General features: G+C 69.2%; 18 protein-coding genes. 12 read left to right on the plus strand and 6 right to left on the minus strand.

Features of this window, described 5'->3' with window-relative positions; genetic code table 11:
• From FFS20_RS06535 to FFS20_RS06555, 5 genes are read left to right on the plus strand one after another with little or no spacing between them, the layout of a single operon-like run.
• Entirely contained in the window at positions 1 to 1,137 is a 1,137-nt protein-coding gene (locus FFS20_RS06535; protein WP_249356709.1) for an ABC transporter permease, read from the plus strand.
• Entirely contained in the window at positions 1,134 to 2,060 is a 927-nt protein-coding gene (locus tag FFS20_RS06540; RefSeq protein ID WP_137825109.1) for an ABC transporter permease, read from the plus strand. The genes FFS20_RS06535 and FFS20_RS06540 overlap by 4 nt, the downstream gene beginning before the upstream one ends.
• Complete coding sequence (locus tag FFS20_RS06545) at positions 2,057 to 3,967, plus strand: ABC transporter ATP-binding protein (RefSeq protein WP_137825110.1); 1,911 nt, start codon at positions 2,057 to 2,059, stop codon at positions 3,965 to 3,967. Before FFS20_RS06540 ends, FFS20_RS06545 begins: the two co-directional genes overlap by 4 nt.
• Before the next feature lie 7 nt (positions 3,968 to 3,974).
• A complete protein-coding gene (locus tag FFS20_RS06550) occupies positions 3,975 to 5,186 on the plus strand; it encodes an LLM class flavin-dependent oxidoreductase (protein ID WP_137825111.1) in 1,212 nt (403 codons plus the stop codon).
• Positions 5,183 to 6,532, plus strand: coding sequence for an alkylhydroperoxidase domain protein (locus FFS20_RS06555; protein ID WP_137825112.1), 1,350 nt, complete (start codon positions 5,183 to 5,185; stop codon positions 6,530 to 6,532). Before FFS20_RS06550 ends, FFS20_RS06555 begins: the two co-directional genes overlap by 4 nt.
• A gap of 54 nt (positions 6,533 to 6,586) precedes the next feature.
• Here FFS20_RS06555 and FFS20_RS06560 read toward each other — a convergent pair whose 3' ends face one another.
• The gene (locus FFS20_RS06560; protein ID WP_137825113.1) at positions 6,587 to 7,051 is read right to left on the minus strand and encodes a DUF779 domain-containing protein; all 465 of its coding nucleotides are present in this window, start codon (positions 7,049 to 7,051) and stop codon (positions 6,587 to 6,589) included.
• 609 nt (positions 7,052 to 7,660) lie between these two features.
• On the opposite strand from FFS20_RS06560, the gene FFS20_RS06565 reads away from it, so the two are divergent.
• Entirely contained in the window at positions 7,661 to 9,850 is a 2,190-nt protein-coding gene (locus FFS20_RS06565; protein ID WP_137825114.1) for an HNH endonuclease signature motif containing protein, read from the plus strand.
• A 429-nt stretch (positions 9,851 to 10,279) separates the two neighbouring features.
• Here FFS20_RS06565 and FFS20_RS06570 read toward each other — a convergent pair whose 3' ends face one another.
• Positions 10,280 to 11,302, minus strand: a complete 1,023-nt coding sequence (locus FFS20_RS06570) for a helix-turn-helix domain-containing protein (protein ID WP_137825115.1) — start codon at positions 11,300 to 11,302, stop codon at positions 10,280 to 10,282.
• Positions 11,303 to 11,445: 143 nt separating this feature from the next.
• Here FFS20_RS06570 and FFS20_RS06575 point away from each other — a divergent pair, with 143 nt between their 5' ends.
• Both FFS20_RS06575 and FFS20_RS06580 read left to right on the plus strand, forming a co-directional pair.
• Positions 11,446 to 12,438: an alpha/beta hydrolase gene (locus tag FFS20_RS06575; protein WP_137825116.1), complete on the plus strand. Its 993-nt coding sequence runs from the start codon at positions 11,446 to 11,448 to the stop codon at positions 12,436 to 12,438.
• 101 nt (positions 12,439 to 12,539) lie between these two features.
• The gene (locus FFS20_RS06580; protein ID WP_137825117.1) at positions 12,540 to 12,773 is read left to right on the plus strand and encodes a hypothetical protein; all 234 of its coding nucleotides are present in this window, start codon (positions 12,540 to 12,542) and stop codon (positions 12,771 to 12,773) included.
• A 97-nt stretch (positions 12,774 to 12,870) separates the two neighbouring features.
• On the opposite strand, the gene FFS20_RS06585 is transcribed toward FFS20_RS06580, so the two are convergent.
• Positions 12,871 to 13,932, minus strand: a complete 1,062-nt coding sequence (locus FFS20_RS06585) for an AI-2E family transporter (protein ID WP_137825118.1) — start codon at positions 13,930 to 13,932, stop codon at positions 12,871 to 12,873.
• A 99-nt stretch (positions 13,933 to 14,031) separates the two neighbouring features.
• Here FFS20_RS06585 and FFS20_RS06590 point away from each other — a divergent pair, with 99 nt between their 5' ends.
• Both FFS20_RS06590 and FFS20_RS06595 read left to right on the plus strand, forming a co-directional pair.
• Complete coding sequence (locus FFS20_RS06590) at positions 14,032 to 16,686, plus strand: M3 family metallopeptidase (RefSeq protein ID WP_137825119.1); 2,655 nt, start codon at positions 14,032 to 14,034, stop codon at positions 16,684 to 16,686.
• Positions 16,667 to 17,392 (plus strand): queuosine precursor transporter, encoded by a 726-nt coding sequence (locus tag FFS20_RS06595; RefSeq protein ID WP_171007017.1) that lies wholly within the window; start codon positions 16,667 to 16,669, stop codon positions 17,390 to 17,392. Before FFS20_RS06590 ends, FFS20_RS06595 begins: the two co-directional genes overlap by 20 nt.
• Here the strand turns inward: FFS20_RS06595 and tgt are convergent.
• Positions 17,383 to 18,633, minus strand: coding sequence for a tRNA guanosine(34) transglycosylase Tgt (gene tgt, locus FFS20_RS06600; RefSeq protein ID WP_137825120.1), 1,251 nt, complete (start codon positions 18,631 to 18,633; stop codon positions 17,383 to 17,385). The genes FFS20_RS06595 and tgt overlap by 10 nt on opposite strands.
• A gap of 21 nt (positions 18,634 to 18,654) precedes the next feature.
• On the opposite strand from tgt, the gene mmuM reads away from it, so the two are divergent.
• Complete coding sequence (gene mmuM / locus FFS20_RS06605; protein ID WP_137825121.1) at positions 18,655 to 19,599, plus strand: homocysteine S-methyltransferase; 945 nt, start codon at positions 18,655 to 18,657, stop codon at positions 19,597 to 19,599.
• Here mmuM and FFS20_RS06610 read toward each other — a convergent pair.
• Positions 19,577 to 20,959 (minus strand): FAD-linked oxidase C-terminal domain-containing protein, encoded by a 1,383-nt coding sequence (locus FFS20_RS06610; protein ID WP_137825122.1) that lies wholly within the window; start codon positions 20,957 to 20,959, stop codon positions 19,577 to 19,579. The genes mmuM and FFS20_RS06610 overlap by 23 nt on opposite strands.
• Positions 20,959 to 22,035, minus strand: a complete 1,077-nt coding sequence (locus tag FFS20_RS06615; protein ID WP_137825123.1) for a histidinol-phosphate transaminase — start codon at positions 22,033 to 22,035, stop codon at positions 20,959 to 20,961. The genes FFS20_RS06610 and FFS20_RS06615 overlap by 1 nt, the downstream gene beginning before the upstream one ends.
• Positions 22,036 to 22,466: 431 nt before the next feature.
• Here FFS20_RS06615 and FFS20_RS06620 point away from each other — a divergent pair.
• Positions 22,467 to 23,924, plus strand: a 1,458-nt coding sequence (locus tag FFS20_RS06620; protein ID WP_137825124.1) for a sigma-70 family RNA polymerase sigma factor, incomplete at its 3' end; no start/stop codon positions are given.

A 23,924-nucleotide genomic window follows, 5' to 3' on the forward strand; every position in this document is an offset into this window, starting at 1 on the left:
ATGATCGACGTGAGATATCTCTGGCTGCGGCTCGGGCAGGCCGTCCTCGTCCTGCTCCTTGCCTTCACCGCGGCGTTCGTCCTCCTCTCCGTCATCCCCGGGGACGGGGTGACCGCCCGCTTCGCCGATCCCGCACTCGGGCTCTCCGCCGACCAGGTCGCGGCGATCCGCGCGGAGACCGGGGCGGACGAACCGCTGCTCACCCGCTACCTCATCACTCTCGGCGGGTTCCTCACCGGGAACTTCGGCTTCTCCGTGCAGACGGGAGCCGCCGTGTCGACGATCGTCGCGGCCGCCCTGCCCTCGACGCTCGCACTCGCCGTCTCCGGCTTCCTCACCGCGGTCGTCCTCGGCGTGCTCATCGCGGTGTTCGCGACCTTCGGCCCGACGACCGGCCCCCGGGCGTGGGTGCGCCGGGTCCTCGACTCCGTGCCGAGCCTCTTCATCTCGATCCCCGTGTTCTGGCTGGGGATCCTCCTCATCCAGGTGTTCTCGTTCCAGCTCGGCCTCGTCTCCGTCGTCTCCCCCGGCCCCGCCGAGGCGCTCGTCCTCCCCACGCTCACCGTCGCCGTCCCGCTGTCGGCCCCGATCGCGCAGGTCCTCATCCGCTCGATCACCGAGGTCAAGGCCGCGGGCTTCGTCAAGGTGACGGCCGCGAAGGGGGCCTCCGAGCTGTGGATCCTCGTCCACGCCGTCGCCCGCAACGCACTGCTGCCGGGGCTGACGATCGTCGGTCTGATCTTCGGCGAACTCGTCGCCGGTGCCGTCGTCACGGAGACCGTGTTCGGCCGCAACGGCATCGGCCAGATCACCGCGCAGGCGGTGACGAACCGGGACAATCCGATCCTGCTCGCCGTCGTCGTCCTCGCCACGCTCGGCTACGTCGTCATCAACCTCATCGTCGACCTCCTCTACCCCGTCGTCGACGTCCGCCTCCGACGCGGCCGGACAGCCGCCTCGGCGCGGGGGCTGCGGAGACCATCGCAGGCGGCATCGCAGGCAGCACCGCAGACGATGACACGACAACGGACACCCGACGACCGGACGAAGCAGGCCCTGGCGGCGAGCGCGAGCAGCGTCGGCGTCGACCTGGACTGGGGTACTGACGATCACGGAACACGGAAGGCGAGGCCATGAGCTTCATCTCGAGTCTCACCCGCACGAGCCTCAACCGACCGACCGGTGACGGCGCCGGTCCTGACGGCACCGGACCCGACCGGTCCCGCAGCACGCGGCTCCGGAACAGTCGGTTCCGGACTGCGGGCACGGTCATCGGGCCGGCGACCGCGGTCTCGGCCCTCGTGCTCCTCATCGCCGTCGCCTGGGCGCTCGTGCCCGGTCTCTTCACGCAGTACGACCCCAACGACGGCGGGGACACCGCCGCCCTGCTCGCGCCGAGCGCCGACCACTGGTTCGGCACCGATCAGACGGGCCGCGACGTCTTCGCCCGAGTCGTCTACGGCGCCTCCCAGTCGCTGCTGGCGGCCCTCATCGCCGTCGGCGTCGGGCTCATCGTCGGCACCGGGATCGGGCTCATCGCCGGCACACGCCGCGGCTGGGTCGATGACGTGCTCATGCGCGCCGTCGACGTCCTCCTCTCGATCCCCGCGATCCTGCTCAGCCTCTCGATCGTCATCGTCCTCGGCTTCGGCACGATCAACGCGGCGATCGCGGTCGGCGTCACCGCGATCGCGCAGTTCGCGCGTCTGACGAGGTCGGAGGCGGTGCGGATCAACACGAGTGACTACGTCGCCGCGGCCTACGGGTCCGGCGGCACGTACTGGTCGGTGCTCGGGCGCCACATCCTCCCGAACTCGATCTCCCCGGTCCTCACGCTCGCCGTCCTCCAGATCGGCTCGGCGATCCTCCAGATCTCGACGCTCGGCTTCCTCGGCTACGGCACCCCGCCGCCGACCCCGGAATGGGGTCTCATCATCGCCGAGGGCCGCAACTTCGTCGCCACCGCCTGGTGGCTGACGGTCCTGCCCGGCCTCGTCGTCATGGCCGTCGTGCTCGCCACCCACCAGATCGGCACCACCCTGCGAAAGGTCACCTCATGACCCTCTCGACCGCTCCCGCTGCGGCCTTGCCGGCTCCCGCCGGAACCGCTGCGCTGCTCGCCGTCCGCGGCCTCACCGTCGACTACTCCCGCCGAAGCGGTCCCGCCGATCCCGCGGTCGACGGCGTCGATCTCGTCGTCCTTCCCGGTGAGACGACGGCGGTCGTCGGCGAGTCCGGGTCGGGCAAATCGACGACGGCGAACGCCGTCCTCGGACTCCTCCCGGAGACCGCGCGGGTGACCTCAGGAGGGATCCGCCTCGGCGACATCGATCTCACGACGCTGTCCCGGCAGGGCTGGCGCGGGGTGCGCGGGGCGCAGATCGGGTATGTGCCGCAGGACCCCGGGAACTCACTCAACCCGCTGCAGACCGTGGGGACCTCCGTCGCCGAGGCGCTGCGCATCCACAAGCGGGCAGACCGCCGTGCCGCCCGCGCCCAGGTCATCGACCTCCTCGAGCGTGTCGGCATCGACCGGCCCATGATGCGCGCCGATCAGTATCCGCACGAGCTCTCCGGGGGCATGCGCCAGCGGGTGCTCATCGCGGCGGCGATCGCGCTGCGGCCCCGGCTGCTCATCGCCGACGAACCGACCTCGGCGCTCGATGTCACGGTGCAGAAGCGCATCCTCGACCTCCTCGACGAGCTGCGCGCGGAGACGGGCATGGGTGTCCTCCTCATCACCCACGATCTCGCGGTCGCCGGTGAGCGGGCCGACGAGGTCGTCGTCATGCGCGCAGGCCGCGTCGTCGAGACCGGCACGGCTGCCGACCTCTTCTCCCGCCCCGCGGCCGACTACACCGCCCGACTCCTCGCCGACGCCCCTGCGCTGCAGGCACGGACCGGACTCCGGGACCGGGTGGCCCGCGCTGTCGGTGAGCCTGGGGATGCCGGTGCGGTTGTGGGCGCGGATGCGGATGCTGACACGAGCACGGGAGGCGAGAGCCCCTTCGTCGCGGTCGAGGGACTCACACAGATCTACGCCCGCGGGGACGACGCTCCTGGGGAGAACGGGGCTGCTGTGGAGAACGGGTCTGCTGGTGAGAGCGGGAGTGCCGGGGAGAGCGGGACTGCCGGCCGCCTCGGCGAGGTCATCGGGGTCGAGGACGTCTCGCTCACGGTCGCGCGCGGGACGACGCACGGCATCGTCGGGGAGTCCGGGTCGGGGAAGACGACGACGGGCCGGGCGCTCGCCGGGTTCCTCACTCCGCAGGCCGGGACGGTGCGGATCGGGCAGATCGATGCCGCTGACCTCGGCGTCGGCCGGGACCGCCGGGCGAATCTGCGGAGCCTGCGGCGGACCGTCCAGCTCGTCCACCAGAACCCGTACTCGGCGCTCGACCCGCAGCAGTCGATCGGGGCGATCCTCACCGAGCCGCTGCGGAACTTCCGGATCGGAACCCGGGCCGAGCGCGGTGCACGCGTTGCCGCGATGCTCGAGCGGGTCGCACTGCCGTCGTCGTTCCTCGATCGGCGGCCGCGGGAGCTCTCGGGCGGGCAGCTGCAGCGCGTCGCGATCGCCCGTGCGCTCATCGCCGGACCCGAGCTCGTCGTCCTCGACGAGGCGGTCTCCGCCCTCGACGTCACGGTGCAGGCGCAGATCCTCGACCTCCTCGGACAGCTGCAGACCGAGCTGGGACTGACGTACGTCTTCATCTCACACGACCTCTCAATCGTGCGCCAGATCGCTGATACCGTGTCGGTCATGTCGCGCGGACACCTCGTCGAGAGCGGTCGGACGGAGGACCTCTTCACCCGACCGCAGACCGCCTACACGCGCTCGCTCCTCGACGCGATCCCTCGACCGCTGGGCGTGCCGACCCCTGCCGCCGCAACGTCCACTGCACCGGTCACTGCAGCGTCCACTGCGCCGGTCACTGCACCGGCCACCGCCACGACAGAAAGCTGAGACACCGATGACTGAGAACTCTGCGACTGAGAGCCCTGCGACTGAGAGCTCTGCGACTGAAAACCCTGCGATCACCGACGCCGGTCCGACGCTGGGATTCTTCACCCGCCTCCTCGAGGACGCCCCCGCTGACCAGCGGTATCGCTTCGCGCTCGAGCAGATCGAGCAGGCCGAGCGCTTCGGGTTCGGCACGGCGTGGGTCGCCCAGCACCACTTCTCCGCCGCCGAGGGCGGGCTGCCCTCCCCGCTCGTCTTCCTCTCCCACGCCGCTGCGCGGACGGACCGGATCCGGTTGGGCACGGCGATCATCACCCTGCCGATGGAGAACGCGGTGCGCGTGGCCGAGGACGCCGCGGTCGTCGACGTGCTCGCCGGCGGACGGCTGGAGATCGGCCTCGGCTCGGGCGGCAATCCCCGATCGTTCCCGGCCTTCGGGACGACGTTCGATGACCGGCGCGAGGTCTTCGCCGGCAACCTCGCGGCCCTGCGCACGCTGCTCGCCGGCGACGCGCTCGAGACCGGACATCTCCTCTATCCAGGACCGGACCATGTTGGGTCTGCGGGTGGATCGTCCGAGTCGGCGGGCAGGTCTGCCTTGGATGGGTCACCGACCCGGCGCAGGCTCAGCGATCGGCTCTGGCAGGCGACGTTCTCCGCCGGAGGGGCCGGTGCTGCGGGAGCGGCCGGCGACGGTCTCATGCTCTCGCGCACGCAGCCGCGGCCGGGCGACAACCTCGGGGCGAGCCTCGATGAGATCCAGCTGCCCGTCATCGACACGTACCTCGAGGCGCTGCCGGCAGGTGTCGCACCGCGGATCCTCGCGTCGCGGACCGCTGTCGTCGCCGATGCCGAGGACCTGCCCCGCCTCCGCGAGCTCACCGAACCCGCGCTGCGAGCCGAGGCGGACCGGCTCGTCGGATACGACACCTCGGGGCTCACCCTCGACGAGCTGCTCACCGCGACCGACACCTACCTCGGCACGCCCGAGCAGGTCATCGAGCGGCTCGCTGCCGACCGGGTGCTCGGGCGGGTGTCGGATGTCAGCTTCCAGGTCCATTCGGTGCCCGCGACGAACGCGCACACCCTGCGCTCGATCGAGCTGCTCGCCACCGAGGTGGCCCCCGCCCTCGGGTTGCGGGTCGACGGGGCGGATCCGGCGGAGTCCGCGGGGGTCGCACAGGCTGTGGGAATCGCAGAGTCTGCTGGGGTCGCGCCATGACCGACATCATCAACACGCTCGCCGGCATCGCCCCCGGTGACCCGCTCGATCTCGTCCGCGACCACCGTGCGCAGGCGAAGGAGAATGCGCAGCTGAGCTTCGAGGCGCTGCTCGAACCCGAGGACCCCGGCGACTTCTCCCACCGCGATCGCTACGTCGTCGCCGCGTTCACCGCGGGGCTGATCGGGTCGAGCACAGGTGAGGAGTTCTACCGCGATCTGCTCCGCGACGAGGACGAGGCCGCCTCGTGGGCCGTGGCGGAGCTCCTCGACGAGGTCGTCGTCGACCTCGATGCCAGCGGTCCCGTGCGCGGTCCCTTCGGGTCCTACGGTTCTGCGGCCCTGGCCGGGGAGAGCGTCCCCGGACCGGAGCTCGTCGTCGACGCGAAGTCACGGGAGACGCTCGGACCGGTCACCTCGGCGGCGCTCGAGTTCGCCCACCTGCTCGTCCTCCATCCCCGCGATGCCGGGCCGGAGGATCTCGTGCGGCTGCTCGCGGCCGGCTGGGATGAGGACGGGATCGTCACGCTCGCGCAGCTCGTGTCGTTCCTCAACTTCCAGATCCGGCTGAGCGTCGGACTGACCGCGCTCTCGCACGCGCCGGCGGCGGCCGAGGAGCAGGTTCCACTGCGGCCGCTGACCGCCGCGGAGGTCCCGGATCGGGGCACCGCCTCGGCGCCTGATCGGAGCTCTGCCACCGGGAAGGAATCCCCGGACATCGCCGAGGCGCGCGCCCGGGTGAACACGTATCCCGGCCTCAAGCGGCCCGAGGTGTTCCAGCAGGCGGGGCTCGGGTGGGTGCCGTGGATCGCGCCGGTCGCCGAGGCGGATCTCACCGAGACTCAGCGCGATGCCCTCATCGAGGCGGGACGGGCGAAGAATCCGTACTTCCGTCTGCTCGCGCGGGATCCGGCGGCGCTGCGGGCGCGGACGCTGACGGATCTCGACATCTTCTTCAACGTCAGCGACGGGGTCGGGCGGGCGGAGCGGGAGCTCGCGGCGACGGCGGCCTCGCGACTCAACGGGTGCCTGTTCTGCGCGTCGATCCATGCTGATCGCGCGACCGAGGAGTCGGGGCGGCGGGACCTCGTGCAGGCGCTGCTCGATGAAGGGACGGGGACGGCGTCGCGCCTCGGCGATCCGGTGTGGGATGCCGTCGTCGATGCCTCGGTCGCGCTCAGCCTCACGCCGTCGGCGTTCGGACCCGAGCGCGTCGGTGCGCTGCGCGCGGCGGGCCTCGACGATGCGGAGATCGTCGATGTGCTCGGCGGTGCGGCGTTCTTCAACTGGGCGAACCGGCTGATGCTCTCCCTCGGCGAGCCCGAGCTCATCGCGCCGGGGAAGTAGGGCGCGAGGGCAGGGCGCGCGAGACCGGCGCGTGTCAGGCGTTGGGCTGGCAGCTCACGCGACGTCCATGAGCGTCGAGCGAATGAGGAAGCGGTTGCCGGTCGGCGATTCGACGCTGAATCCGCTGCCGCGGCCGGGGACGACGTCGACGGTGAGGTGGGTGTGCTTCCAGTACTCGAACTGCTCGGTCGACATCCAGAAGTCGATGCCCGAGGTCGTCGCCCCGTTCGCGTCGGGTGCGGGCAGGGGCAGGTCGAAGTGGCCGAGGAGGACGTCGGCGTCAGAGGTGATGAAGTCGCCTTCGGGGAAGCACATCGGCGAGGACCCGTCGCAGCAGCCGCCGGACTGATGGAACATCAGCTGGCCGTGCTTGGCGACGAGGTCGCCGAGGAGGTCGACGGCGGCCTGCGTCATCGCGACCCGCGACTTCGACTCCCCTTCGATCGTCGGCGCGGAGTCGAGGACCGCGGCGGACGTCTGCTCGGGCGTCGTCGACGTCTGTTCGGGGGTATCGGTCATGGCACTCCTTCGTGCTTGGGCTGCCCGGGCGGTGCGGCCCCGCAATTCTTCCAGTGGGCTGCTCACTCTGACGTGGGCTGCTTGCCGTTCTGCCTGAACCTCTTCGGCCCGCGCGGCATTCGACAGGCTTCATTCCACACTATGCCGCTGAGCGCTGCGGAACAACAGGACTCGTTCGACAGCTGAATATCGTGCGGCGCAGCTGGATGCCGTGCGGCGCAGGGTGCAGTGGAGAATCTGCGCTCGCAGCTGCGCCGACCTCCGGCACGAAACTGAGACATCCCGGGGTCGGTGAGGGCCTGCGGGCGAGCGCCCAGTTTGCTTCCGATTGCACAATTACCAGGCTCGCTTGAGGGGCCTGATAATTCCGCCACAGCCCCCGGGTTCGACGGCACGCCCGCGCGCACCCAGACCGCCCCACACGACCTCTGGACACCCCGTCACCACACCCCTCCAGGGCGATCTTCCACCGACCGAGAATCACTGAGCTATTCGAAATGAATGAATTCTCTGTTCTAACTGGTTTCGAACTAACCGTTGACTTCAGATGTGATGTGAACTACACTGTTGTCATCAGCCTCGCTGAGGTGGGAAGACAGGTGACCAGCCGTGGAAGACACAACCGAATCCGCTCTTTCCGCGGACGAACCTGGCCGCACACCGTCACGCATCGACATCGATCCCTCGTCTCCGTACGCCGAGGCCGTCGCCTTCTACACCGCCAGCGATCGGGCCCAGATCACGGCATTCGAGGTCACAGCGAAGCTCTTCCTCGCCGATGTCATCGCACACCTCAACCTGCTCAATCCCGACCCCGACCGGCCGTACGAGCACGCGAGCTTCTCCGAGACCGTGCGTCGATTCGCCAAGAGCGCCGGCTGTACCGCCGACTGGGACACTGCCGACGACACCGAGGATGCTTCCGCAGGGAAGCCTGGGACCGCCTCGGCGACCCTGCCCGGATTTCCCCGTTTCCGGCCCACGCAGACCTTCAACGGCTGGGTCCACATGCATTCCCACTCCGAAGACATCGCCGAGCTCACCTCGATCCTCGGAACCACCATCGGCAGCACGTACGCTCACGTCACACACGCGATGACGCTCGTCCACGGGCTCCCCAAGTTCCATACCCGCTGCCTGGCCGGAGAATTCACCATCGAACACGTCATCGCCGCGACCCGTCAGTGCGAGAACGTGCACTTCTCACTGCTGCCCGTCATCGACGAATACCTGTGCCAGCGGCGCCCGGATGTCACGATCCAGACCTTCAAGAAGTCACTGAGCATGAAGATCGGCATCCTGCAGCCGCCCGAGGACCGCACGCAAACGGCACACGAGCGGCGGCGCGTATCTCTCACGACGAACCCCGACGGCAGCGCGTGCATGATGCTCACCGGATCCTCTGCCGAACTGCAGGCCTGCTACCTGCGCATCGAGGCATTCGCGAAGGCGATTCGCAATGGCAATACCGCCGCTTTCGCCGATCAGCTGCCCGAGGGTGCCTGCCTCGACGATCTGCGCGGCATCGACGCACTGATGTTCGACATTCTCACCAGCAGCGTTCCCCAGCTGCGCATTCAAGTGCGGGCCCGGGACACCGAAACAGGGTCGACGACGACTCGTGACATCCCGCTCGACCTCGAGAACGTGCAGACAGTCGATGACATGGCTGCCGCGATCCACACGGCGATCGGCATCGACTCTGCGGACGGAATCGACTCTTCGAACGGCATGAGTCCTGCGGCCAGCACTGTCTCCGCGGCAGGCAATGAGGGGTTGTCCGGCGAACCGGAGAAGAACGGCACCGCCGAAACCGTCGGCTCCGGCGATTCTGCCGCCCCACTCACCATTGGGGACAACGGGACCGCCGCCCACCTCGACCCGACGTCGAACGATCGGAAACGCGAGTCCTCGACCGGAATCCGGATGACGCGCCTGGACGGCATCGAGTGCGACGAGCAGGGGCGAGTTGCGTTCTCCCTCGTCCTCGTCAGCCCGACGGCCCCGTACTGGTTGGCAGGGCAGGCGCGCATGATGATCACCGTCCCGTGCATGAGCCTCATGGGCGATTCCGATCTGCCCGGCACCTTCTCCGACGGCACACCCGTCCCCGCCGACACCGCCCGAATGATCGCAGGGAACTGCTCATCGTGGATGCGGATCCTCACCGACCCTGCCACCGGCACTCCGATCGATGCGAAAGCCACGTCGTACTACATTCCCGAAGGCGTCCGGAACACACTGGTCTCCCAATGGCAGTGGTGTTCCATGCCCGGATGCCGCAGGCGCGCCGAGTCCTCCCAGATCGACCACATCATTCCGTTCAACCACGACGATCCCGCCGCCGGCGGGCTCACAGTCTTCGGCAATCTCCACCCGATGTGCGAGCAGCATCATCAGGGCAAAACGGATGGCAGGTACTCGGTTCGGATGAACCGCCCCGGAGTGTTGGAGTTCACGTTCGCCCACGGGACACGTGTGACCACAGTCCCCGGGGAGAACCCTGTCAACGCCGAGAACGCCCGCCTCATCGAGACTCATGGGGACGCTGTTTCCTCCGATCATGCAGCCTCCTTCGACCATGCCGGCACTTCCGAACGTGAAGCTCCTGACCCCAGCCCGCCTCAGGCGGACTCGACTGCCCCAGAGCCCGGGGAGGTGCGGATCTCCAGGGATTGCCCGGGACCGGCCGCAGACAGAGGATCGCCGGGATGGACGAAGCGCACGAGTTCGATTCAAAGGAAGAACCCCGCGAAACAGGAGTGGGTCTGGGACAACGGCGAACCTCCGCCGTTCTGAACCACCGTCATTCGGAACCACCGTCATTCGGAACCACTGTCGTTCCGAACCACTGTCGTTCTGGATCACTGCCGTTCTGGATCACCGCTGTTCTGGATCACCGCTGTTCTGGATCACCGCTGTTGTGAACATCCGCCCCGAATCCGAACCCCCTCGAGTCCCAGCCTGCTCACGTCCGGAATGATCGAACAATTCAGGCCCGCAGCGTCGCGACGACAGAGATCTTGACCGATTCAGTTCGGCCCGGACCCGGCAAGGCGTCGGCGCGGACCCGGCAATGCGTCAACCCGACCCCGCCGACGAACATGCACCCGGCGCGGCACGGACCCGACCCGACCCGGCAGATTAGCGTGGACCCACCCCACCGATAGGCAGGGTCCTGCCCGGCCGACAGATGACTCCCGATCTCACGAATACCGCAGCCCTCCGCTATCGCGCGTCGGTTCGATCCTCCAGCACCCCCTTCGCACCGAACCGCTGCCGGTAACCGGTCGGAGTCAGACCGGTCTCGCGGTGGATGAGCCGACGCAGCGTCGTCGGATCGTCGTAGCCGACCGACCGCGCGATCGCCTCGAAGGTGTCACCGGTCGTCGCGAGGGCATGGTTGGCCCGCTCAACCCTCAGCCTCTGAACGTACTGCGTCACGGTCATCCCCGTCGCCTGCTTGAAGCGACGCTGCAGGGTCCGCGGGTGCGTCGACGTGACCGCAGCAAGGCGACTCAGCGTCAACGACGACCCGAGCTCTCGATCGATCGTCTCCTGCGCGAGCAGAACCACCTCGTCCTGATGCGCCGTCGACGGCAGCTGGGCCATGTACGGCAGCTGCTCGGTCCGCGGCGCATCGGCGAGCATGAACCGCGACGTCCGGATCATCATGCTCGGCCCGAAGAGCGCCTCGACCAACGACAGTGCGAAGTCGAGCCACGCCATGATCCCCGCGGCCGTGATGACATCGCTTTCGTCGATGACCATCCGGCTGGCATCAAGGCGCACGCGCGGAAACCGCCGCGCGAACTCATCGACGAATGCCCAATGCGTCGTCGCCCGTCGATGATCGAGAAGTCCCGTCTCGGCCAGCACGAACACCCCCGCACACAGACCGCACAGCACCGCCCCGTCGGCCCGCTGCGCCAGCGCCCAATCGCGCAGAATCCCGGACTCCCCCATGAGCTCAGGCGCCACGAGACTCGGTGGGAAGATGACATGGGTCGGAGCATGCGGCGTCCCCGGATGCGAATCGAACGTGCACGTCACCGCGTCACCGGTCCACTCCCAATGACTCACCCGCACGCGCCGCTCATCACCGCCGAGCAGCTCGAGCTGCTCATTCGTCACCCGGAACACATCGGTCAGCCCATAGACCGCCGCCAACTGGCAGTCACCGTAGCGGACAACAGCGATCTCCGGACTCCGCCTGTCGCGATCTCCCTGGTACATGTCGTTTGTGACCATAGCGGAATGATATCCCCGTCCATAGGCTGAATGCACAGGTCGGCTTGCAGCATCCACCCGCCGACCCCGTCGCCCACGTGGACCCGGCACTGACGACCACGATGACCCGGCGCCGTCGATGACAACGAAGGAGCATGATTCCCATGACCGAGATCCCCCAGCCCGTCACCCCGTATCTCGAACCTGAAGCCAAGGACCTCGCCGAGGCGACCGCACCGCATCCGCGCATCTACGAAGTCCCGCCGGAGGAAGGCCGCAAGATCCTCCTCGACCTCCAGAGCGGCGAGGGCGTCGAACGCCCGGATGTCGACGAGGAGTGGGTCGACGTCGACGCCGACGAATGGGGCACCGTCAAGACCCGGATCATCCGCCCCAAGGGCGCGACCGGCGACCTCCCCGTCCTCTTCTACATCCACGGCGCCGGCTGGGTCTTCGGCGACGACAAGACCCATGACCGCCTGTTCCGCGAGCTCACCGTCGGCGCGAACGCCGTCGGTGTCTTCCCGGTCTACGACCGCGCCCCGGAGAAGAAGTACCCGACCCAGGTCGAGCAGAACTACGCCGTCGGCCAGTGGGTCGCCGCCAACGGCGCCGACCACGGCATGGACACCTCGCGCATCGCCGTCACCGGCGAATCCGTCGGCGGTGACATGTCCGCCGTCTTCGCCCTGATGAACAAGGATCGCGGCGGCCTCGAGCTCAAGGCACAGGCCCTGCTCTACCCGGTGACGAACGCCGACTTCGACACCCCGTCCTACATCCAGTTCGCCGACGACTACTACCTCACCCGCGACGGCATGAAGTGGTTCTGGGACGCCTACACCACCGACGAGGCACAGCGGAAGGAGAAGTACGCCTCACCGCTGCAGGCCTCACTCGAGGACCTCAGGGGACTGCCCGAGGCTCTCGTCATCACTGACGAGGCCGACGTGCTCCGCGACGAGGGCGAGCAGTACGCGAACAAGCTGCGTGAGGCCGGCGTCCCCGTCACCTCGATGCGGGTGGCCGGCATGGTCCACGACTTCCTGCTCCTCGACAGCCTGCGCGATACGAAGGCCGCGAACCTCGCCCGGGCCGTCGCCATCGACTTCCTCCACAACGCCCTCCACGAGGAGGCGAAGCCCTTCACGAGCTGACCCGCGAGCACGCCAGTCGCGAGCTGAGGGATGAGCCTCTGTCTCCGACGAACGAGCACGAGGGCGGGCCGCCGGCCCGCCCTCGTTGCTAGGCTCGTGTCATGAGCAGCGAACTGAGCCCCGTCCTCCGGCTCATCCCCTATCTCCTGGCCATCACGGCGATCGTCGTCGTCGGGATTCCGGTGGGCCGCGACGTCGACTGGGTGTTCCGGATCCTCATCGGCGCCGTCGCGTACTTCGCGACCTTCTACCTCAGCCGGTTCGTCATCGAGCGTCTCGTCTCACGGGGGAACAGCCTCGGCGAGGATGACGATGACACCCCGACCGGGCACTGACCGCCGACTGAGCCCTGACCTCAGTTCACGAGCCCTGACCTCAGTTCACGAACCCTGACCGTCTACCGACCCCGACACCAGCAGAGTCAGCCGCCCCCTATTTCCTGTCCTGGGCGGGGATGACGACCTTGCGGATGACGATGAGGAACGACGCGGCCACGGGCACGGCGACCACCGCGCCGAGCACCCCGCCGAGCGTGCCGCCGGCGATCGCGGCGATGATGACGAGCGCGCCGGGCACATCGACTGCGGCCTTCATGATGCGGGGGCTGAGCAGGTACGCCTCGACCTGCATGTAGATGAGGTAGTAGATGCCCGCCGCGATGCCGAGTCCGGGCGAGACCATGAGGCACGACGCGGTGATGACGATCGCACCGGAGATCGGACCGATGAGCGGGATGAGCGAGGCGAGGAACGCGACGAACGCGAGCAGCGCCGGCAGCGGTGCCCCGATGATCGTGAGGAAGATCGCCGAGCACACGCCGTTGATGACGCCGAGGGACAGCTGCCCGAGGACGTAGCGTCCGATCGATCGGGTGACCTCCTCGGTGACGGAATCGACGGTGTCGCGCGAGCTCTTCGCCACGAGCGAGAGCATCGCCGACTTGATCGTCGGCAGGGTCACGGCGAAGTAGATCGTGAGGATGACGACGATGATGACGCCGGTGAGGAAGCTGAGGATCCCCGCCCCCACGGATACGACGCCGCCGCCCACGGACAGGACGTTCTTGGGATCGGAGACCCACGAGCTCACGCTCGCGAAGATCGCGTCGAGATCGACCGAGCCGGTGAACCGCCTCTCGAGTTCGTTGACCCACTCCGTCGTCGACAGTCGGGAGATGATTCCCGGCAGATCCCCGATGAACTGCTGGATCTGCGCGATGAGCGTCGGCGCGATGAGGAGGATGATCCCGGCGACGACGAGGATGAAGGCGAGCACCACGGCGATGACCGATAAGGTCCGCGAGAGCTTGCGCGCCACGAGCCACTGCACGATCGGATCGAGCCCGAGCGCGAGGAACAGCGCCAGCCCGATGTAGATGATCACCGTGCCCACCGACTGCAGTGCAGTGATGAGCGCAATGGCCAGACCGACGCCGAGCGTGCCGGTGAACCCGACGCGGAAGGCGCTGGTGATGGGGAGAGATGCGCTGGTCATGCGCCCCAGTCTAGCCAGGAGCCATGCGCTCAGCCGCCGCCACGCGTTAGGATCGGAGGCGAAACCTGAGAAGACCATCAAGAAAGCGAAACGTCGACGATGAGTTCCGAATCCACCGCCATCGATGTCTGGGACTCCCTCCTCGACCCACAAGGCGACTTCTCACTTCCCGACTTCACCGCGGTGACCGCGGAGTCCCTCCTCACCGCCGCCGAGGCGGCCACCTCCTTCGCGCTGTCCGAGGTCGACACGATCGTCGCCGACGAGGCGGACCCGACGTTCGCGACGACGACCGTCCGCTTCGAATCCGCGACCGTGCCGATGGCCCGGCTCGCCGCCCTCGTCCGCACCGTCGAATCCAACCACCTCACCCCCGACCTCACCGACGCCGTCGCCGAGGTGTGGGCTCGGCTGTCGGCGACCCGGACCGCGATCCTGCTCAGCGTCGACCTCTTCCACCGCATCGAGCAGGTCCCGACCACCGACCTCAACCCCGAGGACAAGCGCCAGCAGGAGCTGACGATCGAGAACTTCGTCCGCGCCGGAGCTCGCCTCGGCGACGAGGAGCGCGAGCAGATGGCGACGATCGAGGCCGAGCTCACCGCGCTCTCGACGTCCTTCTCCCGCGCGCTCGGCACCGACACCCGCGAGCTCGCCGTCCACCTCGGCGAGGCCGCCCAGCTCACCGGCCTGAGCGAGGACCAGATCGCGGCCGCCGCCGCCCGTGCCGGCGAGCGCGAGGTCGACGGCTTCCTCCTGCCGCTCAACAACTTCACCCAGCAGCTCGTCCTCGGATCCCTCGACGACCCCGCCACCCGAGAGCACGTCCTGACGAACTCGATGGCCCGCGGCTCCCGCGGCGGCGACGGGGACACCCGCACCCAGGTCGCCGACATCACGGCCCTGCGCGCCCTGCAGGCGAAGCTGCTCGGCTACCCGTCGTACTCCTCGTACGCGATCGACAACCAGACCGCGGGCGGTCCCGACGCCGCCGCGGACATCGTCTCCTCCCTCATCGCCCCCGCGAACGCCCAGCTCACCGCGGAACTCGACACGGTCAAGGACCGCTACGGACTCACCGAGGTGGCCCCTGCCGACGTCATGCACTACCTCGCGAAGTACCGGGCCGACGAATTCGGGGTCGACCCCGACGAGGTCGCGCAGTACTTCGAATTCGACTCAGTGCTCACCGACGGCGTCTTCCGCGCCGCCACCGGTCTCTACGGCATCACGTTCACCCGGCGCGACGGGATCGTCGGCTGGCACGACGACGTCATCGCCGTCGAGGTCACCGATCTCGGCGGACGCACCCTCGGCCTCATCCTCATCGACCCCTTCGCCCGTGACACGAAGCGCGGCGGCGCCTGGATGGACCAGCTCGTCCCCGCGTCCCGGCTGACTGGCCATCTGCCGGTCGTCACCCTCTCCCTCAACCTCGCCAAGCCCGGTCCCGGTCGACCCACGCTGCTCTCCCCCACCGAGCTGACGACCCTCTTCCACGAGTTCGGCCACGTCCTCCACGGTCTCTTCGCGAACTCGACGTACCCGTCGACGGCCGGCACCTCGGTGCCCCGCGACTACGTCGAGTTCCCCTCGCAGTTCAACGAGATGTGGCGCTTCCACCCGCAGGTCCTCCCCCACTACGCGAAGCACGTCAACACGGGCGAGCCGATGCCGCAGGACCTGGTCCAGGCGCTCATCGACAGCGAATCGTTCGGGCAGGGATTCTCGACGATCGAATACCTCGCCGCGGCGATGCTCGACCTCTCCTGGCATTCGCTCGAGGCCGGCGAGCACATCACCGACGTCCTCTCCTTCGAATCCGAGGTCCTCGCGGCATCCGGGTTCTCCCCGCTCGTCCCGCCGCGCTACCGCACGACGTACTTCGGCCACATCTTCGCCTCCGGCTATGCCGCCGGCTACTACTCGTACCTCTACTCCGAGGTCATCGCCGCATGGGTGAGCGAATGGTTCGAATCCCAGGGCGGACTCAATCGGGAGGCCGGTGAGGCGTTCCGCGAGGCGATCCTCGCCCCCGGCTACTCGGTCGACCCGATGACGGCGATCGAGCAGTTCTTCGGCGTCCGCCCCGACGTCGCCCCGGTCCTGCGCCGCCGCGGACTCGCCGAACCGGTGACCGCGGACGAACGCGACTCCGCGGCGGACGCTGAGGCGCACGCAACGGCCCCAGCCGCCGACACTGCCTCTGGCGCCGACACTGCCGACCCTGGCGCAGCTCCGGCCGCCTCCGACACTGCTGCGCCCCCGGATCCGAAGCACCATGCGAACAACACCCGCATCGCCGAGATCCTTGAAACCCACGGCATCGTTCCCCGCGTCCGACTCTTCGATGAGGCCACGCCCACGGCCGCCTCGGCGGCGGAGAAGGTCGGGGTCGAGGTCGGGGCGATCGCCAACAGCCTGATCTTCTCCGCCGGAGGCGACCCGGTGCTCATCATGACCTCGGGCGCGCACCGCGTCGACACCGACCACGTCGCCCGCCTCATCGGCGTCGACGCGCTCGACCGGGCGGACAAGGACCTCGTCCGGGCCGCCACCGGGCAGGTCATCGGCGGTGTCGCCCCGGTCGGCCACCCCGCCCCGATTCCCACGTACATCGACGTCGCCCTGCGCGGCTACCCGGAGCTCTGGGCCGCCGCGGGCACCCCGAACTCGATGATGCCCCTGACCTACGCTCAGCTCGTCGACCTCACCGGCGGGAAGGAGATCGACGTTGTCGCAGACGAATCCTGAGCAGGATCATCTCGACCAGCCGAGCCACCGCCTCGCCGCCTTCGCCTCGTCCCGGGGTCGCTACTATGCGATCTTCCTCGCGGTCTTCTGCGCGGTCCTCATCATCTCGAACATCTCGGCGACGAAGGTCATCGGCTTCGGCCCCATCGTCACCGACGGCGGAGCGTTCCTCTTCCCCATCGCCTACATCCTCGGCGACGTCATCAGCGAGGTCTACGGCTTCAGAGCCGCCCGCAAGGCCGTCATCACCGGTTTCGCCCTGCAGATCCTCGCGACCTTCGTCTTCTGGCTCGTCCTCATCTCCCCGCCGGGACCCGGCTACGAGAACCAGGACGCCTTCGCCGCCGTCCTCGGCTTCTACCCGCGCATCGTCGCAGCCTCACTCGCCGGGTACTTCGTCGGCCAGCTGCTCAACTCCTACGTCCTCGTCGCGGTGAAGAAGCGGATGGGCGAATCGAAGCTGTGGGTCCGGCTGCTCACCTCGACCGGCGTCGGCGAGTTCGTCGACACGCTCCTCTTCTGCACGATCGCCTTCGCCGGGGTCATCCCCGGCTGGGACTTCGTCAACTACGTCGTCGTCGGCTTCGTCTACAAGGTCGCCGTCGAGGTCATCCTCCTGCCGGTCACCTACCGGGTGATCACGGTCGTCAAACGCCACGAACCGAGCTACGGGCAGCCGGGTGACGGGTCACCGGGTCACGCGTAGTAGCGGCCGAGCACCTCGGACTCGAGCTCGGCGAAGCGGCCGTCCTCGATCGCCTGCCGGATCTCGGCGACGAGGCTGACGACGAAGTGCTCGTTGTGGATCGTGCACAGCGTCGAGAAGAGCATCTCCTTGGCCTTGTAGAGATGCCGAAGGTACGCGCGGGAGTAGTTCTCGCACGTGTAGCACGTGCACTCGGGGTCGAGCGGCCCGAAGTCCCGGCGGTACTTCGCCCCGGTGAGGTTGTAGCGTCCGTCGCGGGTGTAGATCGCGGCATTGCGCGCCACCCGTGACGGTGAGACGCAGTCGAAGGTGTCCGCACCGGTGCGGATCGCTTCGAAGAGGTCGTCGGGCTCGGAGATGCCGAGGAGGTGCCGCGGCTTGTCCTCCGGCAGCTCCTCGCACACCCAGCGGATGATCGTGCCGAGGTTCTCCTTCTCCAGGGCCCCGCCGATGCCGAACCCGTCGAAGTCCATCGCACCGAGGTCACGCGCGGCCTTGCGCCGCAGATCCTCGTACTGCGCTCCCTGGAGCACGCCGAAGAGCGCCTGGTAGGGCCGGTGGGTCCGCTCGGCGGTGAGCCTCCGGTGCTCCTCGATGCAGCGGATCGCCCACAACCGGGTCCGCTCGAGCGAGGTCTCCTGGTAGCCGCGGGTGTTGACGAGCGTCGTCAGCTCGTCGAAGGCGAACATGATGTCGGCGCCGAGCTCATGCTGGACGCGCATCGAGACCTCCGGGGTGAAGCGGTGCATCGTCCCGTCGAGGTGCGACTTGAATGTCACCCCGTCGTCGTCGACGTTCGACAGCCGCTCCTTGCCCACGGCGATCGCATCGTCGTTCTGCTCGCCGGTGACCTCCATCGAGATGACCTTCTTGAATCCCGCACCGAGGCTCATCACCTGGAAGCCGCCGGAATCCGTGAACGTCGGGCCGGGCCAGTTCATGAATCGGCCGAGACCGCCGGCCTCGTCGACGATGTCCGAACCGGGCTGGAGGTAGAGGTGGTAGGCGTTGGCGAGGACGGCCTGCCCGCCGAGGGCCGCGACGTCCTCGGGCTTGACGGCCTTGACCGTGGCCTTCGTGCCGACCGGGATGAAGGCGGGGGTGCGGATCTGCCCGTGCGGGGTCGTGATGACGCCGGTGCGCCCGCCCGTCTCGAGCCGAGTGCCGACCTCGAAGCCGAACTGCGAACGGTCGTTGATGGGCGCTGTCTCAGATGCTGCGGGCGATTCGATTTCGGTCACCCGCCAAGTTTAACTGGGTGGATGGCCCCGACCGTCAGCGCCGTCCTCGACGGCTCCTCCCCTCCCACCGTCCTCGACGGCGGGCTCGGCACCGCCCTCGAGGCGCGCGGGCTCGACCTCGACCACGACCTGTGGTCGGCGGCCCTGCTGCGTGAGAGACCGGAGATCCTCGCCGAGGTGCACGCCGCCTTCGCCGCTGCCGGTGCCCAGGTGCTCACGACCGCGAGCTATCAGATCAGCCCGCTCGGCCTCGCCCGCGCGGGTCTCTCACCGGCCGCGGGGCGGGCGCTCATCACCGACAGCGTCGCTGTGGCCAGGGAGGCAGCGGCGAGGGAGGCCGCGGCAAGGAAGGCCGCGGCCGGCGCGGCGCTCATCGCCGGCTCGGTCGGACCGTACGGGGCCGCCCTCGGCGACGGCTCGGAGTACACCGGCGACTACCGGCTCACCGCCGGCGAGTTCGCCGCCTTCCACCGTCCCCGTATCGACGCTCTCGTCGACTCCGGGGTCGACGTCCTCGCGCTCGAGACGCAGCCGTGCCTGCCGGAGATCCGGGTCCTCGCCGAGCTCGTCGACGCCCACGCCGTGCCCGCCTGGCTCACGGTCACCCTGTCCGATGACGGCACTCACCTGCCCGACGGCACCCCGCTGTCGGCCGTCGCCGAGGCGGTCGCGGGCACCCCGCTGATCCGGGGCCTCGGCGTCAACTGCGTCCGCCCGTCTCTCGTCGCCCCCGCGCTCGCGGCGCTGGCCGCGGCCACCGACCTGCCGCTCATCGCCTATCCGAACTCGGGTGAGACCTATGACGCCGCGACGATGAGGTGGACGACCGGGGCCGCGACTCCGGCCGCGTGGCCCGTCGCGACGTGGACCCGCCTCGGCGCCCGCCTCATCGGCGGCTGCTGCCGGACGACCCCGGACGACATCGCCGTCCTCGCCGGCCGGCTCAGAGCATCTTCCCCGGGTTGAGGATGCCGAGCGGGTCGAGCGCGTCCTTGATCGCGCGGTGCATCCGCACCGCCCCGGCATCGAGCTCCCGGCCCAGCCACTCGCGTTTCAGGTAGCCGACCCCGTGCTCGCCGGTGATCGTCCCCCCGAGGTCGAGGCCGAGCTGCATGATCTCGGCGAACGCCGCCTGCGCCTGCGCGACCATCGCCTCGTCCCGGGCGTCGAAGACGACGCTCGGATGCATGTTCCCGTCCCCGGCATGACCGGCGGTGGCGACCTCGACGTCGTACGTCTCGTCGATGAGCCGCAGCCGCCGGAAGAACTCGCCGAGGCGGGACCGGGGCACGCAGACGTCGTCGACGAGCTCCCCGCCGCCGATCCCAGTGGCGTACTGCTCCATCGCCGGTGCCACGGCCCGCCGGGCGGCGACGAGGAGGTCGCTGTCGGCGGGATCGTCGGAGACGACGACCTCGGTGGCCCCGTGCGCGGTCGCGATCTCCGCGAACCGGGCGAGCTCGGCCCGGCCGTCAGCGCCCGGGGCATCGGATTGGACGAGGAGGAGCGCACCGGCGTCGGCGGGCAGACCGAAGTCGCCGTAGGCGTTGATCATCGCCATCGTCGCCCCGTCGAGGAACTCGAGCATCGACGGCGCCGCCCCGGCCGCCATGAACGCCGAGACCGTGGCCCCGGCCGCCTCGGTGTCGGGGAAGATCCCGACCCCCGTCACCGGTGCCGGCAGTGCCGGGGTGAGTCCGAGGGTGATCTCGACGATGACGCCGAGGCTGCCCTCGGAACCAGTGAAGAGCGCGGCGAGGTCGAGGCCGGCGACCCCCTTCGCCGTCTCCCGGCCGAGGCGGGTGAGCGTGCCGTCGGCGAGGACGACGGTGAGTGCGCGCACGTAGTCCTTCGTCACCCCGTACTTGACACAGCACATGCCCCCGGCGTTCGTCGCGACGTTGCCGCCGATCGTCGAGATCGCCACCGATCCGGGGTCCGGCGGGTAGGCGAGCCCTTCGGCGGCAAGCGCCACTTTGAGGTCGGCGTTGATGACCCCGGGCTGGACCCGGCAGAGCTGGTTGACGGAATCGATCTCGAGGATCTCCGTCAGCCCCGCGACATTGAGCAGGAGCGCCCCGTCGACGGCGTTGGCACCGCCGGACAGACCGGTCCGCGCTCCCTGGGTGACGACGGGGATGCGGTGCGCGGTGGCGAAGCGCATGACCGCGACGACGTCGTCGACGGTGCGGGCGCGGACGAGGGCGAGCGCCTCCCCCGCCGGACAGAAGAGGGCCCGATCGGAGCGGTAGCCGTCGACGACATCGCGGTCGGTGACGAGCGCCCCTGGGCTCAGCTGCGCGGCGAGGTCGGCGAGCTCGGGCATCAGCGGGCGGCGAAGTCCGCGGCGACGGCACGCACCCGGTCGAGCGCCTCGTCGGCGCCGATGCTCACGCGCACCCCGCCGGCCAGACGGCGGATCGCCACGGCCTGGGCGCCGCACGCCTCTTCGAACGCCTCGGCATCCTCATCGCTGAGCGCGATCCACACGTAGTTGCCCTGCGCATCGGGGACGTCGAACCCGAGGGCACGCAGGTCGGCGGCGAACTGGTCGCGGGTGGCCGCGACCTCCTTGGCCCGGACGAGGACCTCATCGGTGCGGGCCAGCGACTCCGCGGCCGCGGCCTGGGCGGCGGCGGTGACGCTGAACGGAGCGACGACCTGACGCAGCGCGGTCGCGATCTCCGGGTCGGCGACCCCGTAGCCGACGCGCAGGCCCGCGAGCCCGTGCGCCTTCGAGAACGTGCGGGCGAGGACGAGGTTGGGGTACTCGCGGAAGGCCGCGAGCCCGTCGACCGCCTCCGCGTCGGTGGCGAACTCCCAGTACGCCTCGTCGAGGGCGACGATGACGTCGCCCGGGACCTCGGCCATGAAGCCCTCGAGCTCCGCGGTGCGCACGGACGGTCCGGTGGGATTGTTCGGCGAGCAGAGGAGGACGAGACGGGTCGTCTCGTCGATCTCCGCGAGCATCCCGGCGAAGTCGTGCCGACCGTCGGGCAGGAGGGGCACGGCCCGCTTCTCCGCCCCGCGGGCGGCGGCGAGGATCGGGTACATCTCGAACGACGGCCACGGGTAGACGACGGAGGTGCCGGCCTCGAGGGTGATGTTCGTCAGCGCCGAGAGGATCTCCGAGGCCCCCGCCCCGGTGACGACCTCGGACGGGTCGACGTCGAGGTAGGCGGCGAGATCGGCGACGAGACCCGTCGACTTCGGATCGGGGTAGGCCGCCGGAGTCTGCGTGGCCGCGACGACGGCGTCATGGACGCCCGGCAGCGGTGAGAGGTGATTCTCGTTCGACGACAGCTTGTACGGGGTCAGTCCCGGGGCGTCGGCCGGGGGCTTGCCCGGCTTGTAGGGCGGGAACTGGGACAGCGCATCACGAAGGAGGAATCGTTTCGACATGGTCTTATCGTGACACACGCAACAGGCGCAGGGCACGGCGGGGACGAAGATGGCCCTGCAGTCACGTGATTCTGCAGGGCCACCGGGGATGAGTCGCGGACTCGAGGGGCATCCGGACTCGGTGGGTGGTCGCCGCCGGATGCGAAGCGGCCGTGGGTGGCGGCCCCTTCTGCAGAAGTAGACCCGCGGGAGGCGCCCTTCGTTCGCGAGATCGGGTGAATTCTTCGTCACAGCCGCAGCTGCCGGCGATCACTGGCGTCCTGCCGACGGCTCCAGACATCCTGCCGACGATCGCACGTGAGCGATTGTGGGATGGCAGTGGGGAAACTAGAATATTCAATCAGCGCTTCCCCGCTTTCCGCGCCCGCCGCCGACGCTGCGCCCTCCCCGTGAGCAGCGACGCCCTGATCCCCACCCGAGGCAGAGAACCGATGTCCGACCCCAGGATTCCCGACTCCGCTTCCGACGACCCGGAATCTGCGGCACGCAAGGCCGAACACGACGCCGAATACGACTCAGAATCCGCCGCATCCGCCGCGGAGGACCCCGAGGCCGCGGAGCGCGAGGCCGCCGACGCCGAGCTCTGCACGGTCATCGTCGACCGCGGTCCCGATTCCGAAGCCGGTCGCCGCGCATTCGCGCAGCTCTACGCCCGCCACCGCCTGCCGGCCCTCCACTTCGCTCTGCGGCTGACGGGCGACTACACCCGCGCCGAGGATGCCGTGGCCGAGGCGTTCGCGAAGATCTGGCGCGCGTGGGGCAACGGCGCCGGTCCGCAGGAGTCCTTCAAGTCCTACCTCATGACCGCGGTGCGCTCGGAGTCGTTCCGGCTCACCGCGATGACGGGGGCGACGACGACCGTCGAACCCGACGTGCTGGCGTTCCTCGCCGGCGGCACGAGCCGGGACCATGCGAGCGAGGTCTCCGAACGCGACCAGCTGGGCCGCGCCTTCCGGACTCTGCCGGCGACGTGGCAGACGGCGATCACGCTCATCGACATCGACGGCACCCCGACCGCTGCCGCCGCGGAGTCGCTGGGACTGTCGGTCAACTCGTTCCATTCGCTCCTCCACCGCGCCCGGGAGGGTCTGCGGACGGCGTACCTGCAGGAGCATGTCGAACCGGCGAAGCCGTCGTGTGCGGAGTACTCCTCGGAGCTCGCGCGCTACGTCCGCAATCAGCTCGGCATCAAACGCGGAAAGTCGGTCGAGACGCACCTGCGCCACTGCCGCTACTGTCGCCGCCAGTCCGTGCTGCTGACGAAGATCAACACGAAGCTCGGGGCGTGGCTCACCCCCGCCGTCCTCGCCGGCGCTCTCATCGAGTCCGAGCAGTTCCCGGAGGCTCTCGCTGGAGCCGCCGGCGGTGCCACCGCGCCCGACGCCTCTGCCGCGCAGAACTCCGAGACCGTGTTCTTCAGTCCGGAGTCGGCCGGCGGTCAGGGAGGCTCGTCGGGCACAGGATCCGGGTTCGCCCTCGGCCTCAAGATCGCCGCGGCCGTCGTCATCGCGACGGCGGCGATCGCCGCGGGCGTCTGGGCACTCAACCCGAACCGGGGCACCCCGGAGGCCGAAGGGCCGACGTCGTCACCGGTGCAGCCGGAGACCGGCCTGACCGACGACGACCTCGGCGATGATGTGCGCTCGCCGGCGGCACCGCCGGAGGCCGGGTCTCCCGACGCCGAGGATCCCGCGGGCCCCGACGACGAGGGCCCCCGCAACGCGGCTCCGGTTCCGGCGCAGCCGCGGGTCCCGGCGCCCCCGGCCCCGGGAGAGCCCGGCGGGCCGAACGCGGAACCGCCGGCACCGCGCGACCCCGGCCCCGGCAACCCGGGTCCTGGAGATCCCGGTCCCGGCGATCCAGGCCCAGGAGACCCCGGCCCCGGGGAG

This window comes from Brevibacterium sp. 2SA (assembly GCF_005502845.1).
Taxonomy (GTDB): Bacteria; Actinomycetota; Actinomycetes; order Actinomycetales; family Brevibacteriaceae; genus Brevibacterium.

Bases quoted from the DNA above. Each gene is read 5' to 3' on its own strand.
- FFS20_RS06535 (WP_249356709.1), top strand. From the start codon at position 1: ATGATCGACGTGAGATATCTCTGGCTGCGGCTCGGGCAGGCCGTCCTC.
- FFS20_RS06540 (WP_137825109.1), top strand. From the start codon at position 1,134: ATGAGCTTCATCTCGAGTCTCACCCGCACGAGCCTCAACCGACCGACC.
- FFS20_RS06545 (WP_137825110.1), top strand. From the start codon at position 2,057: ATGACCCTCTCGACCGCTCCCGCTGCGGCCTTGCCGGCTCCCGCCGGA.
- FFS20_RS06550 (WP_137825111.1), top strand. From the start codon at position 3,975: ATGACTGAGAACTCTGCGACTGAGAGCCCTGCGACTGAGAGCTCTGCG.
- FFS20_RS06555 (WP_137825112.1), top strand. From the start codon at position 5,183: ATGACCGACATCATCAACACGCTCGCCGGCATCGCCCCCGGTGACCCG.
- FFS20_RS06560 (WP_137825113.1), bottom strand. From the start codon at position 7,051: ATGACCGATACCCCCGAACAGACGTCGACGACGCCCGAGCAGACGTCC.
- FFS20_RS06570 (WP_137825115.1), bottom strand. From the start codon at position 11,302: ATGGTCACAAACGACATGTACCAGGGAGATCGCGACAGGCGGAGTCCG.
- FFS20_RS06575 (WP_137825116.1), top strand. From the start codon at position 11,446: ATGACCGAGATCCCCCAGCCCGTCACCCCGTATCTCGAACCTGAAGCC.
- FFS20_RS06580 (WP_137825117.1), top strand. From the start codon at position 12,540: ATGAGCAGCGAACTGAGCCCCGTCCTCCGGCTCATCCCCTATCTCCTG.
- FFS20_RS06585 (WP_137825118.1), bottom strand. From the start codon at position 13,932: ATGACCAGCGCATCTCTCCCCATCACCAGCGCCTTCCGCGTCGGGTTC.
- FFS20_RS06590 (WP_137825119.1), top strand. From the start codon at position 14,032: ATGAGTTCCGAATCCACCGCCATCGATGTCTGGGACTCCCTCCTCGAC.
- mmuM (WP_137825121.1), top strand. From the start codon at position 18,655: ATGGCCCCGACCGTCAGCGCCGTCCTCGACGGCTCCTCCCCTCCCACC.
- FFS20_RS06610 (WP_137825122.1), bottom strand. From the start codon at position 20,959: ATGCCCGAGCTCGCCGACCTCGCCGCGCAGCTGAGCCCAGGGGCGCTC.
- FFS20_RS06615 (WP_137825123.1), bottom strand. From the start codon at position 22,035: ATGTCGAAACGATTCCTCCTTCGTGATGCGCTGTCCCAGTTCCCGCCC.